14 protein-coding genes and 1 pseudogene are annotated in these 15,806 nt (G+C 64.6%); 8 read left to right on the top strand and 7 right to left on the bottom strand.

Going from position 1 to position 15,806, the window contains the following annotated elements; genetic code table 11:
• Window positions 1–170 precede the first annotated feature (170 nt).
• Together ACVDFE_RS15755 and ACVDFE_RS15750 are read left to right on the top strand one after the other, a co-directional pair.
• On the top strand, window positions 171–740 hold the full coding sequence (locus ACVDFE_RS15755; RefSeq protein ID WP_458430878.1) for a restriction endonuclease: 570 nt from the start codon (window positions 171–173) through the stop codon (window positions 738–740).
• Window positions 741–765: 25 nt separating this feature from the next.
• Window positions 766–3,855, top strand: a complete 3,090-nt coding sequence (locus ACVDFE_RS15750; protein WP_458430877.1) for a DEAD/DEAH box helicase — start codon at window positions 766–768, stop codon at window positions 3,853–3,855.
• 96 nt (window positions 3,856–3,951) lie between these two features.
• On the opposite strand, the gene ACVDFE_RS15745 is transcribed toward ACVDFE_RS15750, so the two are convergent.
• The 6 genes from ACVDFE_RS15745 to ACVDFE_RS15720 all read right to left on the bottom strand — a co-directional run bounded on the left by ACVDFE_RS15745 (window position 3,952) and on the right by ACVDFE_RS15720 (window position 7,922).
• Window positions 3,952–4,761, bottom strand: a complete 810-nt coding sequence (locus ACVDFE_RS15745; protein WP_458430876.1) for a hypothetical protein — start codon at window positions 4,759–4,761, stop codon at window positions 3,952–3,954.
• A 216-nt stretch (window positions 4,762–4,977) separates the two neighbouring features.
• Window positions 4,978–5,511 carry a hypothetical protein gene (locus ACVDFE_RS15740; RefSeq protein ID WP_458430875.1) on the bottom strand — a complete coding sequence of 178 codons (534 nt, stop codon included), beginning with the start codon at window positions 5,509–5,511 and terminating at the stop codon, window positions 4,978–4,980.
• On the bottom strand, window positions 5,508–5,864 hold the full coding sequence (gene mobC / locus ACVDFE_RS15735) for a plasmid mobilization relaxosome protein MobC (protein WP_458430874.1): 357 nt from the start codon (window positions 5,862–5,864) through the stop codon (window positions 5,508–5,510). The genes ACVDFE_RS15740 and mobC overlap by 4 nt, the downstream gene beginning before the upstream one ends.
• A gap of 392 nt (window positions 5,865–6,256) precedes the next feature.
• Window positions 6,257–6,430, bottom strand: a complete 174-nt coding sequence (locus ACVDFE_RS15730; RefSeq protein WP_458434343.1) for a helix-turn-helix domain-containing protein — start codon at window positions 6,428–6,430, stop codon at window positions 6,257–6,259.
• Between the two features lie 70 nt (window positions 6,431–6,500).
• Window positions 6,501–7,073 (bottom strand): hypothetical protein, encoded by a 573-nt coding sequence (locus ACVDFE_RS15725; RefSeq protein WP_458430873.1) that lies wholly within the window; start codon window positions 7,071–7,073, stop codon window positions 6,501–6,503.
• Between the two features lie 28 nt (window positions 7,074–7,101).
• Window positions 7,102–7,922, bottom strand: a protein-coding gene (locus tag ACVDFE_RS15720) for an IS5 family transposase (RefSeq protein WP_458430872.1) whose coding sequence is annotated in 2 segments (ribosomal slippage) — window positions 7,102–7,562 and window positions 7,562–7,922 — 822 coding nt in all. Because the reading frame shifts where the segments join, the coding sequence is not laid out codon by codon here.
• A gap of 446 nt (window positions 7,923–8,368) precedes the next feature.
• On the opposite strand from ACVDFE_RS15720, the gene ACVDFE_RS15715 reads away from it, so the two are divergent.
• Window positions 8,369–8,743 carry a hypothetical protein gene (locus tag ACVDFE_RS15715; protein WP_458430871.1) on the top strand — a complete coding sequence of 125 codons (375 nt, stop codon included), beginning with the start codon at window positions 8,369–8,371 and terminating at the stop codon, window positions 8,741–8,743.
• 51 nt (window positions 8,744–8,794) lie between these two features.
• Window positions 8,795–9,766, top strand: a complete 972-nt coding sequence (locus ACVDFE_RS15710) for a hypothetical protein (protein WP_458430870.1) — start codon at window positions 8,795–8,797, stop codon at window positions 9,764–9,766.
• Window positions 9,767–9,853: 87 nt separating this feature from the next.
• On the opposite strand, the gene ACVDFE_RS15705 is transcribed toward ACVDFE_RS15710, so the two are convergent.
• A complete protein-coding gene (locus ACVDFE_RS15705; RefSeq protein WP_458430869.1) occupies window positions 9,854–11,314 on the bottom strand; it encodes a recombinase family protein in 1,461 nt (486 codons plus the stop codon).
• A gap of 32 nt (window positions 11,315–11,346) precedes the next feature.
• Between ACVDFE_RS15705 and ACVDFE_RS15700 the strand changes: the two are divergent.
• The 4 genes and pseudogenes from ACVDFE_RS15700 to ACVDFE_RS15685 form a co-directional block, all read left to right on the top strand.
• Window positions 11,347–11,538: pseudogene (locus ACVDFE_RS15700) on the top strand (MBL fold metallo-hydrolase); the annotation flags it as partial.
• 483 nt (window positions 11,539–12,021) lie between these two features.
• The gene (locus tag ACVDFE_RS15695) at window positions 12,022–12,849 is read left to right on the top strand and encodes a hypothetical protein (protein WP_458430868.1); all 828 of its coding nucleotides are present in this window, start codon (window positions 12,022–12,024) and stop codon (window positions 12,847–12,849) included.
• A complete protein-coding gene (locus ACVDFE_RS15690) occupies window positions 12,836–14,149 on the top strand; it encodes a hypothetical protein (RefSeq protein ID WP_458430867.1) in 1,314 nt (437 codons plus the stop codon). The genes ACVDFE_RS15695 and ACVDFE_RS15690 overlap by 14 nt, the downstream gene beginning before the upstream one ends.
• A 136-nt stretch (window positions 14,150–14,285) precedes the next feature.
• Entirely contained in the window at window positions 14,286–15,764 is a 1,479-nt protein-coding gene (locus ACVDFE_RS15685; protein ID WP_458430866.1) for a WD40 repeat domain-containing protein, read from the top strand.
• Window positions 15,765–15,806: the final 42 nt, after the last annotated feature.

Genomic DNA, 15,806 nt, shown 5'->3' with positions numbered 1-15,806 from the left:
TTGGGTCCCACCCATATCAACATTGGCCCCGTCGCCTGCTGGACACTGTCCGCAGGAGACGGGCGCCCCAGAGGTGAGTCCTTTGACGAGTGGCGTGTCGGGACAGCTACGCGCTCATGCTGCGGAACACTGGTTGCCGACGTTGAGGCGCACTCACGAGAGGCGATCTGATGGCGGTTGAGGACGGCTTCGATCGATTGCCGACGTTTACCCTGAGCCCGGCCCAGTACGAGCGCGCCGTCGCCGACATCGTCAAAGACGCTGGCCACGAAGTCATCGACTGGAAGGTCAAACTCCTGGACCCTGTCGAGGGTATGGACGGCACGTACATCATCGACGTGACAGCCCGGTTCAGGCTGATGGGTGCAGACTTCCTGATCCTCTTCGAATGCAAACGGCATTCCCGCCCGGTTGAGCGCCAGGATGTCCAAGTGCTCCAAGACAAGCTGCGTTCGACTGGGGCACACAAGGGCGTCGTCGTCGCCGCGAGCGGGTTCCAGCGAGGCGCGCTGGAGTACGCGAAGAAACACGGGATCGCGTGTGTCCGACTGGTTGACGACGCCTGGACATACGAGATGCGGGACCACGCTGCACCGGCTGTCCCACAGCCCACAGGCAACTTCGTTGCCTACGCCCGCAGTCTCAGCGACCGGGGATATCGCAACGTGCTACTGACCGACCAGCAATCGTCGGCACGAGAACTGCTCTTCACCGTGTCTGGCGAAATGCCGGCGGTATAGATCCCGGAGGAGGACAACCCGGAGCATGCGGTTCCACGGCACGTTCATCGGAGTCGACCGCTACCAAGCGGCTGACATCGGCTTCCTCACCTCAGCGGTACGAGACGCGACCGCTCTGCATGCTCTATTCGCCGACGGCTTCCAGGGCAACCCTGTGCTGTTGACCGATGCGGATGCGACCCAAGCCAAGATCGTTGAGGAACTGAAGCGACTGGCCGCTACCAGCAGTGAAGAAGATCTGGTCGTCGTCAGTTTCTCGGGCCATGGCAGCACAACACACGAGCTGGCGCCCTACGATGCGGATCTGTCGCGGCTTGAGGAAACTGGGCTGCCTCTCAAGGACCTGGCAGAACTGCTGAACCAGATCCCGGCAGCAACGTTGGTGTGCATCCTCGACTGCTGCTTCGCAGGAGGGTTCGGGGCGAAGGCGCTGACAGCGCCTGTGCAGGCCCGCAACCTTGAGTCTGAGCTCGGCATGCTTGAACAGATCGCCGGTAAGGGACGGATCGTTCTCGCAGCGTCTGCGCCGAATGAGCGGGCCTACGAGGACCCCGGACTCGGTCACGGCTTGCTGACCTACGAACTGCTGACCGCGTTGCAGGGCGCGCCCGAGGTGGTGAGCGGCGGCAAGATCGACGTGTACAGACTTCTCGAACACGTCACACGTAGGGTGACCGACGCGTCCTCAGCCCTGCGCAAGGAACAGCACCCTTGTTTCCGAGGCAGTCTGAACGGGTCGCCAACGTGGCCCATCCTCACTCCAGGCGCCCGGTATGCCGCGGCTTTTCCGGAGTTCGTCCGTCAGCCCGCAACTGCAGACTTGGACAGCCTGGCGTCCTATGGAGTCCCGCAGGTACTTCTGGATACCTGGGCGCAGGCGATTCCCGGCCTGAACGCGCTGCAACTGGCCGCGATCAACGACTTCGGTGTCCTCGACGGCAAGAATCTGCTCGTCACCGCCCCGACGTCGTCAGGGAAGACGATGGTCGGTGAACTGGCCGCACTCCGTGGCGCTGTAGATCATCAGCGTGCTGTGTTCCTGCTGCCCATGCGTGCGCTCGTGAACGACAAGTACGCGGAGTTCTCGCGCAAGTACGACGACCTCGGCATCGTGACCATCCGGTCTACCGGAGAGATCAGCGACGACAACGCGGCTCTGATGAGCGGGCGCTACGACATCTGCCTGATGACCTATGAGAAATTCGGCACGATGATCCTGGCCAACCCCTACCTGTTGCGCCAAGTCGGCACGATCGTTGTCGACGAGGTGCAGATGTTGGTCGATCCAGGCCGCGGGGCGAACCTCGAGTTCGTCTTGACCCTGATCAAAAGTCGTCGGGCCGCAGGAATCTGCCCTCAGATCATCTGTCTGTCGGCCGTCATTGGCGACACTGGCGGTCTGGAGCGCTGGCTCGACGGACGACAGCTTCGTCACGAGGAACGACCCATCCCATTGGTCGAGGGCGTTATCGACGGTTCAGGCCAATACCGCTACCTCGACGAGGACGGGCTGTCCAAGACTAAAAAGGTGATCACGCCGCTATGGAGCGGGCAGAACAGCAGCCAGGATCTGGTCATCCCCTTGGTGGCCAAGCTCGTCAGCGAGCGCAAGCAGGTCATCGTCTTCCGAGAAATCAAGGGCGAGACGCTCGGTTGCGCTAGCTACCTGGCCAACCAGCTCGGTCTCCCGCCGGCGCAGGCTGCACTCAACTCATTGCCCTCTGGTGACCTTTCGACGTCCTCCGAGCGGCTACACCAGACCCTCGCCGGCGGAGTCGGCTTCCACAACGCCGACCTCACCCGTGACGAGCGGCAAGTCCTCGAAGAGGAGTTCCGTCGCCCGGATACCGATCTCCGCGTTCTGGTCGCCACCACCACGCTCGCCATGGGCGTGAACACGCCCGCGTCCGCTGTCGTAATCGTCGGCCTCAACCATCCATTCAGTGGGCCGTACACCGTCGCCGAGTACAAGAACATGGTCGGCCGGGCAGGTCGGCTCGGATACGCCGAACACGGTGAGTCCTACGTCATCGGCTCCCGAGGTCTGGACCTTCAGCGGATCTGGTCTCGCTACGTGACAGGCAAGCCCGAGGACGTGAAGTCGGTTTTCCTCAACGACGTCACCGACCACAAGACGCAGGTACTTCGCACGCTTGCCGCCCTGCAGCCCGGAGCGGATGGCAGTGTCGAGGCCGACTTGCTGATCTCCTTCCTGGAAAGCACTTTTGCCGCATTCCAGCAGCGTCAGGCAAACCCCACATGGAACTGGGGACGAGACCGCATCCTCGGTATCTTGCACGAGCTAGGTCGACACCAGCTGATCGAACTGGTTGATGGTGATCGTTACCAACTGACAGACCTCGGCCGGTTCGCAGGCGAAGGCGGGGTCTTCGTCGATTCGATCATCCGACTGGTCGAGGTGCTGCGCCATGTGACGGCGCCACCGAACTCGACGACGCTGATCACCGCCGCTCAGGTGACCAAGGAACTCGACGAGATTTACCTCCCGTTTGCCAGAAAGGCCAAGAACACAGAACACCGACGATGGCCGCACGAGTTGATGTACCAGGAAGTCGATCCGCACGTGCAGAACATGCTGCGCATCGGCGGCGCCGATCAGCTCGCTGGTGCAGTTCGGGCGAAGAAGGCCATGGCGTGCCTGCTGTATGCGAGCAGCATGCCCCTCGGCACGGCTGAACAACACCTCATGCGACACAACCTCGGCAACGAAGCCGCCGGCGCGATCCGTGCCGTGGCTAGCCGCACGCGCGACCTGACGCCGGCCGTCATGCGGGTGTTCGCGTTCCTGCACCCGGAGATTGCAACGGGCGACTTGGCTGAGCGGACCATGGTGCGTCTCGAACTCGGCATACCAGCTGAGCTCGTTGAGCTCGGCATGATTCTCGGCGCCGAGCTGACACGGGCGCAGTACCTCTCATTGCTGCAGGCCGGCATAACGAGCCCTGATGAGGTCGAGGCCAGCGACGCAACGAGCCTGGCGGACTTCCTCACCGTCTCCGAAGCCAGGGCCACCCAACTCCAGGCCCTCCTGCACGAACGTGTACGGCAAAGCCACGAGTCGTTCGCGCCCTTGCTACCGCCACCCACTGAGTAACACGAGCATCGGCTTCCAGAGCGGCAACCAGCGGAATTCGTCCAACCACATCTTGCTCCAGCCCGGAGTTCTGGGAGACGGTGGTGGACGAGTCCGTCAGTGCGCGCGACCACTCTTCGGATAGGCCGATCGATGGCTCGGGAGCGCTCGTACCGGCGGCCGCTTGGCCAGTTCTCGACGCAGTTTTGACGTCGCGGCGATTGGCGACGCCAGAACTGATGATTCCGTGTGGTTCGTTTGTCCTGCCGCAATTTGAACCAGCACGCCGTGGGTGGCCCGAGCATGTCGGGCTGCCACATGGCGCTGATGCGCCTCGTGCCACGCCGCGATCTCCGCGACGAGCGCTGCCACCGCTATCAAGAGCGCGATGAACTGGCCGGGGGTGGCCCGTTGGCGTGCTGGATTACGCATACCCGCTCTGCTCAGTTGGTTGGCAGCCGTACGCAGATTGCGCGACACCGCTGCCCACCGCCGCGGCAGGATCTGCTCGGGTACGCGGCCGGCACGCGCGTACGTCTCCCATGCGTCGATCAGCAGTGGCACTCGATCCGCATCGGCGACAAAGACGAGAGCCAACAGCATGTCGCCTGCCGCATGAGCGATGCCCTGCATCGCCTGCTGTCCGAACTCGGTCTTGTTCAATGGTCCGCGGTGCCGCATCCGCTCACGTGCAGGCAGAACCACCTCATCGACGATCCCCTGCAGCGAGGTGGGGACGGTCGTCTCCACCGATTTCCACCGGCTCATGAGCTTCGAGTAGGTGAGATCCGGACCAAGCTTTCCTCCAGCGAAGTACAGCGGATCACCCGACGCGGTGCGGCACGCCGAGTCGGAGGCGTCCGTAACCGAGTAGCCGAGGATCCGGCCGTGGTGACCTTGACGGACGCGTACCGTCGCATTCGTCAACTCCAGGTACTCCAGGAACTCGTCCCAGTTCCGCGCGGCAGCAGCGGCGCCGGAGACCTGGCGGCGCAGCCTGATGCGAATCGCGACGTCCGTCTGCCTCTGGCCGGCAGCGTGGAGCCTGGAGGCCTTCTCCTGCTCAGCGCGAGTGGGACGAGGTGTCGCCGTCCGGTCCGCGGCGCCGGTACTTGTGAGGCGATACCGCTCCTCGGCAGCGTTTCACGCCTCCTTCACACGCCGGAAGTCGTAGTTGCGGTGCGGGTGCACGAGCTCGCCGGTGTCTTGTCGAACCAGCACTGCGGCGATGTGCACGTGGTCAGGCGCGTGACGGATCGCGACCCATCGGCAGCCGCCAGGATCATCGCGCTCGGCGATCCTAGTGCGGTGCAGTACGTCCGCCACCACGTCTGCCCACTGCTCGTCCGTCAGCAGCGGGTCGTCAGGATGGTTGCGCAACGAGCACTGCCACACGGGGCCTTTCGGGACCCGGCTCACAGTGCCTGACCAGTCATCCTCACGCGGACGGCGCTTGGGCACCCCGGCGAGCGCTGCAGGTGCCCGAAGAGCTGCGACCAAGGCACCGACGTCGAACCGGTCGGTTCCAAGTTGCTCGGGCTGGTGCACCTCGGGACGACCGTCCCATGTCGCGAAGACGTGCTGATCCGTGTGTGCTGACTGCTCGGTGCTTCCTGGTCCCATCAAGTAGCGGATGAGGCCGTAGACGTTCCAGCCGCGCGTCACCTTTCCGATCATGTCGACTCGAAGCGGTCGACGATGCGTGCCAGGAGTGCATCGACTGCGGACAGGCGCTCATCCAGTTGAGCGACGATTCGATCGATGTTCGCGATGACGCGAGACGAAGCGAGGCCGACCTCGCCGGTCGTGTTCGCCACAGCCGCCAACTGGTTCAGGTTGTTGCCGTGCAGGACGCTCGCGCGACGCAGCTGCTGAAGTTCAGTCTGCACCTGCATCAGCTGCTGCCCGATCTCCTTCGCGGCTACTCGCCGCGGGTTGTTGTCGGCGAGAGCCGCTTCAACGGCTGCCTTTGCGATCCATGCACCGACCTGGAGCTGTGCTCGCGCTGCGGCTGAAACGACTGCACTCATCTCGGGCTCGTTGAACCGTGCTGTCTTCGCGAAGTCACGCTTCTGCAGAGCGTGCGGTCGGTATCCCCCGATGCTTCCGTTACGCGCCATGCCATCCCCCCCGGATGAGCCAAGCTTGGCGGCCGCCGGCCAGCGAGGCCAAAGGCTGCTTTTTGTCTACCTTGCTCCTGTCGCGACTCCTGCTGGGAGCGGCGGGGTGCCGGTGTCACAACGCGCACCGGCACCCCGAAAATCAAGCCGGTCAACGACATCCGCCACGCGGACTTGAGGCGTCGCCGGTCGACAAGATCGCGGCAATCCTCAGCCGCTGCCGCGCGCTGAACGGCGGCGCGCTACGCACGATCTCCTCGACGTAGTCGTCGATGTGACGAGCAGGTTTTCCGCGTGTCCTTCTACTGCGGGTCACGGGCCACCCCCGCTACCCGATGGGCCGTCGCGAACGCGTCGAGGTCGTCGACGGCGACCCGCACGAGCCGTCCAAGACGGACGTGTGGGAGCTTGCCGGCCCTGATCGCCCGGCGGATTGTGGCCTCGGAGACGGACAGATGTGCGGCCGCCTCCGACACAGGGACGTAAGCAGGTGGAGTCTTGTCTGCCACGGTGTGGCCCTTCCTGAACAGGAAGGCCAGCGACGCGCTATGCGGCTACAGCGTTCCCCCGAACGCGCACAGCCCATCCCGGCCCTCGCTGCAACGAGCTGCGAGGGACGCGACGTCCTGGAGCACGGGCAACGCGCGGCCCGGCGACGACAAGTCGACCTGGTGGACGCGCTCGACGCGCGGGCGGCGCGTTCTGCAACGGCTCGGTGGCCGGCGGCGCGACGAACTCACCGGCGAGGAGGTCAAGCAGCCACAGCAGGACCGACACAGGAAACTTCTGCTCGGCAGCCCTGGACAGCAACACCAAGAGCCGGATGAGTCGCATCGCCGCGTCGACCTCAAGCGCGATCGCCGGTCGATCCGCAGGCTTCACGCCGAGGCCATACGCGCGGCCGAAGTCGCGGCTGACGGACCGCTTGAACGGGTCGTGTTCGCTGAGGATCATCAGCTCTTGGTGGACCGTGAACGGAAGATCCATCACCTTCGCGAGCAACCTGAGTCGCTTCGGATGACTCGCGGCAACCCTCGTGTTCGCCGCGTCGATGCGGTCGGCGAAAGCCTCGAAGCCACCGAGCAGACCGCGAGGCAATACCGACTCGATGGCCTGCATCTCTTCAGGTGGAAGGGACTTAGAGGTCCTAACAGAATCGTTGGACGTGGCGGTAGCAGATGATGCAGGTAGCGAGGCCGAGGAAGGCTTCGTGGATGTCGTCGCGGCGTTCCCAGCGGATGCGCAGGCGTTTCATGCCGTGGTACCAGGCGATCGTGCGCTCCACGACCCAGCGGACTGTCCCCAGGCCGGAGCCGTGGGACTCGCCGCGGCGAGCGATCCGCGGCGTGATTCCCCTGGCGCGCAGGCGTCTGCGGTACTTGTCGTGGTCGTAGCCGCGGTCGGCGTAGACCGTCCTCGGGCGTCGGCGCGGCCGGCCCCGTCTGCCGCGCACGTTGGGCACCGCGTCCAGTAGCGGCTCGAGACCGGTGACGTCGTTGCGGTTGCCGCCGGTGAGCAGGACCGCGAGCGGGATGCCCCCGCCGTCGGTCAGGACGTGGTGTTTGGAGCCCGGCCGGGCGCGGTCGACCGGGCTCGGCCCGCTTTTGGGCCGCGTCGAGCAGCACGGACGTGCGAGGTGTCGATCACTGCCCGGTCCCAGTCCAGCCTGCCCGCCGAGTGCAACTCCGCCAGCAGAAGCTCATGCAGCCGCGACCACACGCCAGCCTCGTTCCAGTCGCGCAACCGCCGCCAGCAGGTCATCCCGGAGCCGAAGCCCAACTCCTGCGGCAGGAACTCCCACTGGATCCCGGTGTGCAGCACGAACAGAATTCCGCACAGCACCTGCCGGTCCGGCATCCTCTTACGACCAGGATTACGCGGCCTGCGCGGCACCACCGGCAGTAACGGCTCGATCCGCTCCCACAGATCGTCCGAGACGATCCACGGCGGCGACTGACCCCTCCTCACGGTCAAACATGATCCACATCCGACATGCTGCACGCCACCACGTTGATCATTCTGTTAGGAACTCTTACGCAGCTCGCGAACGAGGTGCACTCGTCGATGGATCTCACGAGCGGAGTAGCACTCGGCGCGAGCGGCGGGCGCGGTTAACTGACGCACCACTGCGTCCCGCCGCGCCTCTGAGCTCCCCCGAGTACTCATGTGACCACAGTAGATAGCCCGTAGCTCACCTCCAAGGATCCGGTAGTCAGAACGCGACTCGCATCCACCGTGAAAGTGCTGTCTCGAAGTGACCGTCGCCCGATGCTCGCCTCGGTGTCCAGTTGTTCGTTACGCGAAGAATCAAGAAGCAGCCTTTCGGCCTAGATAGGTTGATACGAAGAGCCGAACGGCACCCAGCTACTCCAGAATCACCTGGCACCACCGCCGCCGATGCCACAATTGATCCCATGACCAAAAATGATCACAGCAGGACCATCGGCCGCACCTCCCTGGTGGTCACTCTCCTCGCGGTCGCTGGCCTTGGATTCTGGTTCGCCATCGCGCGCTGGGAAGACGCGAACAAGGTGGCGGCCATCGCCTCAGCCCTAGGCGCCATAGCAGCCGTAGGCATTGCGATCTGGGCAGCGTTGATCAACCGCTCACGAGCATCGCAAATGATCATTTCAGGCACCAACGATGCGGAAACTCATGGCGAAGGCGACGCCAACACAGGTCTTCAGGGGAAGACCAGTAAGATGATCGGCTCGGTCGAGGTGCGTAACACTGGCAAGGCCACGGCAACTGGGGGTGGCCACGCCAACACTGGAATCCGACTGGACTGATCGAAGATCAACAACACGAAGTTCCCGTACGGACGAGGAGCACACGAGCGGATGAGACCATCCGAGATCAAGGTCAACGGGACCGGCTCGGCGACCGCTTCTGGACCGGGAGCGGTTTCCAGCACCGGCGTGATCATCAACGTGAGCCAGGCGCCCGACGGAAACTCGCCGCAGTCGCCAGCCAAGTTGACGCCGAAGCAGGCCCTCATAGCTGTAGCAGCCGCACTGACCTTCATCCTCCTAATGGGACTTGTTTCTTGCTTCTACGACCCGGATGAGGAATTTACGACGGACAGCGGGGCCAGGCCGCCTTCCGCTAAAAGTGAGATACTTACCGGCGCACTCGAGGAGGCCCTTCGCAACTGCGCGAAGGCTGTTGTACCCGTGCCATTGAACTGCCCGCAAGCCGCCGACGCTTCGATCACAACAAATAAGATCGTTACATGGTCACTGCATGGAGACCCGATCGACGGTCACCAGATCGCCTGGCGCGACGATCATTTCAATGTCCGAGGCAATGCAATCATGTCCCTCGAGTATAAGAGCTATTTCGACGATCCTCAGATAAAAACCTTCGTCGTAGGCTACGAAGCCAGGATAGACTGGAAGAACGAGAAGGCCTCTGTTGGGCCAATAAAAGGAACGGCGCCAGTTTCCGGAAATAATATAAGCAAGCGCACCGCAGACGTGTCACTAGAAGATCTTCTTCCTGCTGTCAGGGCAGTATTCGACGAGTGCGACAACACAACTCGAGTCCCGCCACCACCTAAATGTCCGCAGCCAGCCAACATGTCGCGACAGGAGCAGGCAGACTGGAGCTTCACAGGTGATCCACTCCTCAATGTAAGGATGGAGTTCGAACAGTTCAGTGGCCTGATTAAAATCCACGGGAGCTACGCCTCGGAAGTTCGATACAAGCAGGCTTACATCGGCGATATAACCAACGCAGTGTCAGGCAACTTCACAGCCCTCGCTGTACTCGACAGAAAAAGCACGAAAGTAATCCAGATCGTCGGCAACTGAACGAGACATCTCGTTAGATCTACTTGCCCACCCTCACGCTAGCCTATGCGCAAGCCTGCAGCAGGACTTTTAACAAACAGATGGGATTCACGTTCTGAGCAATTTGTCGTCGCCATCAAATACGATCTTGATCGACTCAGGCTTGAAACCTGGGCCGCCTCGGGAGGGCATAACCGTGACGGTGACGGCCATAGCCGTCAAGAGTGCTCTGCGCTGAAGCACGGTCAGTTGCTCCCATCGCTCCTGTGCTTGAGGCCCAACTATCTCGGTGACCATGTCACCTGGAACGCCGACGACCAAACGCATGGCTTCTCGGTCAGCCTCCTCCAAAGCTGGCCGGAGCTTTGCGTTGATCCTGTGGAACTGCTCGCGATCAAGCAGGTCTTCCGCGTAGTCGTCGGCTGCGGCCTGGAGGCGGGCGCGGATACCGGCAGCATGCTCCCGCGCGGCTTGCGCGGCGACGTCGTCCCGAGTCAGCAGGTCGCGGGCGTCGGGTTCCTGAAGCCGTCGCACAACCACACGTTCCACCAAATCGTCGACCCACTCCTGACGCCGCCCGACGCACGAGGACGGCGAGTCGCAGACGTATAGCGGTGTCTTGCCCAGTTCTTTGCGGCGCTGATTCACCCACCTGTTGGAGACCCGCAGAGCTGAACCACACTTGCCACAGCAGCCGATTCCGAACGTCAGAAGGTGCTGTCGAGCACCGCCACGCGTCTGCACTCGCGAGGGATCGGTGAGAAGAGCGACGACTTGATCGTGCTTGTCCTGATCCACGATCGGCGGCCACGCTGCTGGCCCGAAGTCCTCTCCTCCGCGCTTCCGGCGAGCGATGTTGGACAGCCGAAGCGCCAGCTTCCGGACTGAGCTGGTGCCCCACGACCGGTCGCCGCCGTACGGCGTGGGGACCTTGCGGGCGTTCAAGTCTGCGGTGATCACGTTCAACGACTCACGCGCAAGCAGGCGATCCACAATCTCGCGCACGATGGCAGCCTCGGCCTCGTCGATCTCGTCGGTGAAGCTCAGGACACGGCCGTTCTTGTCCTGCTCGTAGATCCGCCGCCACCCATATGCCACGGCGCCGTTCGCACGGCCCTCCTCGGCGCGCTGCAGGGCGGCACGGGCAACGCGTTCGCCTTTGAGCTCCGACTCCAACGTGTCGGCTTCGCCGAGGATGCCCGCGACCATGCGGCCGGCTGCGCTCGTGAGGTCGATGTCGGAGCCCTTCACCAGCGAGATGGACACGCGGGCGGCTGCCAACCGCTCGATCGCGTCCACGCGTTCCTTGCGATTGCGCCACAGCCTCGCCATGCCGTAGGCGACGATGCGGGTGATCTCGCCGCGCGAAGCCGCCTTCATGAGCGCCTCGTACGCAGGCCGCGGTCCCCCACGCAGTGCGCTCAGGTCGTTGTCGACCCACTCGTCGAGAACGGTCCACCCGCGAGACTGCGCGAGTGCGCGGCCGTCCTCAAGCTGGCGGGTGACGCCCTTCTCCTGCAACAACGGGTCTTCGCTGATGCGCGCGTAGATCCCCACGACCTCGGTCATGAGAAGAGGCTACCGATGTTCACCGCTAGTGTGATTTACTCTTCCCGGGGGGTGTGGGCAAGACCACCTCGCCCGACAACTTCGCCTCGCTCATCAACGACGTCGAGGACCGCGTGTTCGCGGTGCTGCCCGACGAGACGTGGTTCTACCCCGGTCACGGCGACGACTCGACCCTCGGCGAGCAGCGCCCGTCCCTCGCGGAGTGGCGCGCCCGCGGCTGGTGACTTTCGGCCGAGTGGGGAGCCCGCTGAGGTGGGCTCCCACTGCCGTCATCAGACTTCGAGCCCTTGAAGTCGTCGGCGTTGCGTGTGTACAGCGGTAGTCCACGCGATGATGCGACACCAGCGATCATCAGATCCATCCGTCGGTGTAGGTACAGGTGCCGAGCACGCGGGACGCGGACGTTCAGCCGCGGTTGCTCTCCCACGGATCGAAGTCGCCCACGCGGTCCTCGCTACGCGGTCCCAGATGCGTTCACCGTTCGTCTGATTCGCTCTCCTGGGGAGGTGCAGGCAGAACCGCTTCACCGGCAACACGTGGTTCTACGCCGGCGACGACTCGACCCTCGGCGAGCAGCACCTGTCTCTCGCGGCGTGGCGCGCCGCCTGCGACCGGTGACCTGGGCGATCGTGATCTTCCCGGTACGTCCCGAACGACATTGGGAAGAACCGCGGTCGCGGGAGGTGCTCCGCGGATATTCTGGCTCGATGGCTGCCATTCTCGGTGTGCACGGCATCTGGTGTGATCAGGCGACCGGTCCCGCTACTCAGCGGGAGTGGACCGAGCGGGTGCGCATCGGCCTGCAGGAGAACCACCACCCCGATCCGCACTCCGTAGAGGTCCGCGTCGCCTACTACGGGCACCTCTACCTGGACGGCAAGGGCACCACCGGGATCACGGCGGACGACCCCGAGGACCTGGACGAGTTCGAGCAGGAAATCCTGTTCGGCATGGTCGAAGCAGCCGGGATCGCGCCCGCGGGTTCCGGACAGGACAAGCTGGGTCTTCCCTCTTCGTTCCAGACCGCCCTGCGCGGTCTGGTGAACACCCCGTTCTTCGGTTCGGCGACCACGTCCGGGGTGCTGTGGCTGATCAAGCAGGTGCGCAGGTACTTCGCCGACACCGCGTTCCGCGCGGCCGTGCACCGGGAGATCGAGATCGCGATGGAGGACGACACGAAGGTCGTGGTCGCGCATTCGCTGGGCAGCGTCGCCGCGTACGAGGCGTTGCGCGCACATCCGGAGTGGCCGGCCCGCACCCTGATCACCCTGGGATCCCCGTTGGGTCTTCCCGGCATCATGAAGCGGATCTCGCCCGCCCTGTCGCGCGGAAACGAGTGGCCGGGGTCGGTGCGGACGTGGGTGAACGTGGCGGCGAAGGAGGATCCGGTCGCTCTCGTGAAGAAGCTGCGGACGCCGTACGACCGCCGCATCGACGACCGTCCGGCGATCAACACCATCATCCGCGGTCATGACGCGTCCCAATACCTTCGGAACCTGAGCACTGCCACGGCGTTGATAGATGCACTCCGCTGAGCGCTTCTTCCTGATCGGTGCGCTGTCGGACTACTCCGGCCACAGGAAGCTCGACGCCGACGACGTGACCCGGGAAGTCGCGTTGATGCGCGCGGCGTTCACGAACCTCGGCTACACCGAGATCGAGCCGCCCGAAGAAGACCGGCGTGGCCCGGTCGAGCTGGAGCAGGCGCTGGAAGACTGGGTGACCGAGCGGGAGGCGACCTCCCGCGACGGCGACCGGGCGAGCCTGGTCGTCTACTACACGGGACACGGCGTCGTCTCCACACCGAACACCCTGTTCCTGCCATCGGCGGACGCCACGCCACCGCCCCCTGGCAAACCAGTGACGCCGAGCGCCCGTTTCGTCCCCGCGGCCAACCTGGCCAGTTGGGCTCTCAACACGCACGTCCTCGACGACTTCCTCCTGATTGTCGACACGTGCATGTCCGGCACGGCCGGGCTGAACATCGTGAAGCTGGAAGCCGAGGCGTCTGGCACGAGCGGCCGTGGACCGAACCTGTGGGTCATCTCCGCGGCCCGCAGGTTGGAGAACGCGGAGGTGGGCAAGTTCGCGGAGGCCTTCACCGCGAGCCTGGCCTCAGCCGAGGGGAACCAGGAACAGATCGACATCACCAAGTTCGTCGGCGTGATCAACGAGCACCTGGACACCGCGTCCCAGCAGGCCAATCTGATCGCTTTGACCAACAACACGTGCGGTCTGCTGCTGGACCCGCACCACATGCCGAGGCAGCTGCCGGACGGTCTGGTCAGCTGGGTGGGGTCCGCGCGCGGCGTGGAGGCGGCTGAGCAGCCGGGCTGGTACTTCACCGGACGCAGAGAGGCCCTCGCAGCGATCGACGAGCACCTGGGTGACGACCGGCCGGGCCCGCTCGTGATCACCGGATCGCGCGGCTCGGGGAAGACCGCGTTGCTGCGCTGGACCCAGATCACCACGTCCAGGGGAGCTCTGGGCAGCGGTGCCGCCCGTCGCTCAACGGCGCACGGGCCGGGTGCGGTCCGACTTGGCGGTCGACTACCTCCCGCTCAGCCGCCTGACACCCATGAGCACGGTGCTCGGTCACACCGCAACGGAGACGCAGCGATCAGTTCTGCTGGTCGACGTGTCCGCGACGGAACCGCCCACACAGGACGTGCTGGATCAGGTCGTGGCTCTGGCGCAACGGCCGGGGCTCCGCGTGGTGGTGGCCGGTCCTCCGAGCGTCCTCGCGTCCGTGGCGGCGGCACGACGGGTCGACCTCGACGACTACGCGGCCGACCTACCGGACTACCTGCGATTCCGCGCAACCAGATCACCTGATACGCGGAGCAGGGAAGCCGAGCTGGCACGCAGGTTCGACGAGGTGACCGACCAGTGCTGCGAGTCCTTCCAGGCCGCCGCGCACGCGGCGGGAGCATTGGTGGATACGGGGGACGTCGACCAAGCGGTCCCAGCAGTGGGAAGGGTTCTGACGGGCTACTGCGAACAGGAGCTCGCCACCGACCACTCGCACTCCCGGGTCTCCCAGTTGCTCTCGCCACTCGCTCTGCGCAAGCCGTTGACGGTCCGTCAATGGGCGCGGCTCGCCACAGCGCTCTCGAACCAGCCGTGCACCGAGGACGACGTCCTGGTCGTCGTGGGCCGGCTCGGCAGGTACCTCACGCACGACGAGGAGAAGGACACCTGGCTGCTGCGGTTCAGCCTGCAGGGCGGCGCATACCGGACTTCGGACGCAACGTTGCTCCCCGCTCTGCTCGGTCTCATCCCCACGAACGGGGGGCACGAACGGCACTGGGACTCCGCCGATCACGTGTACCTGGAACTGCTGGCGGGAGTGGCCGCCAGGCCTCAGGGCGTGGACCTGCTCGACGACGCCAGTTTCCTCCTGGCGGCTCCGAGCAGCGCCATCGGCGAAGCTTTGCGCGCGGTGGGCAAAGAGCCGCTCCTCGAGGTGTGGCATCGAATCCGCCATTCGTCACTGTCCCGGTCGTCCCGGTCGATCCTGCTGGCGTTGCACGCGCACGCGGCCGGGTTGACCCACCTGGCCGAGCAGGTGCGGGTGACCGGTGTGCCGGTCGAGGTGCAGCGCTACCGGCCCTGCCCGGAGGACACCGACGAAATCACCCTCGTCGCCGTCGATAGCGGGTCGGACGCGGCGCACTGCGTGACGGTCCACGACGACGAGGTCGTCACCATCTGGAGCCCCTCCTCGTTCGAGGTGGCACATCGGCTCGGACACGCCGATATCAGGGACATATCAGCATGCGCGGTGACGACCGTCGACGGTGAGCCGGTGGTGGTGCTCGGAACCCACACCGGCCTGGTAGCGATCTGGGACTGCGCGCGAAAGGAACTGATCGCCGTCGAAGCAGCCGAGCGCATCGAGGCCGTCTCCGTCGACACCGACCTCCGCGTCGCCGCGCTCGGGGACGGCGTGCTGCACATGATCGACGGCCGTGACGGCCGAGCGCTCCAGGAACCGGTCGACGTGCCCGACGCGAAAGCGGTGTGCATCGCCCGCACCGTGCTGTCGGTTGCGACGGAGACCGGCCTTCTGCACCTGTGGAACAGGAACAGCACCGCGAGACCCACCGTCCGCACGGCGTACCGCGGTGGCTACTCCAGCGCCTTGGCGTTGTCCTACGACGGCATCAGTGCGGCATGGATGCACGACGAAGTCCTGTGGGTCGATGCGCCCGGAAGACCCGCGTACGCGCTCGGCCGCCTCAACGGTGTGGAAAGCCTGGCAGTGGGAGATCGCTGGGTCGCCGCGGTGCGAGCCACGCAGGACAACTCGGTGCGCGTCTGGCATCTTTCGACCGGCCAGTCCTTCGACGTGCCGCTCCACGAAGCCGGTGTGGCGGCCGCGTTCACGAGGGCGGACCTGCTCCTGGTCACCACCAGGTCCGCCCTGGTCAGCCTGCGGCTGGGCTGAACGGGCGACGACTGTTACGTCTGGAGACCAGCCAGCGACGTT

Source organism: Lentzea chajnantorensis, from assembly GCF_054300775.1.
This window is presented reverse-complemented; position numbering and strand designations above follow the sequence as displayed.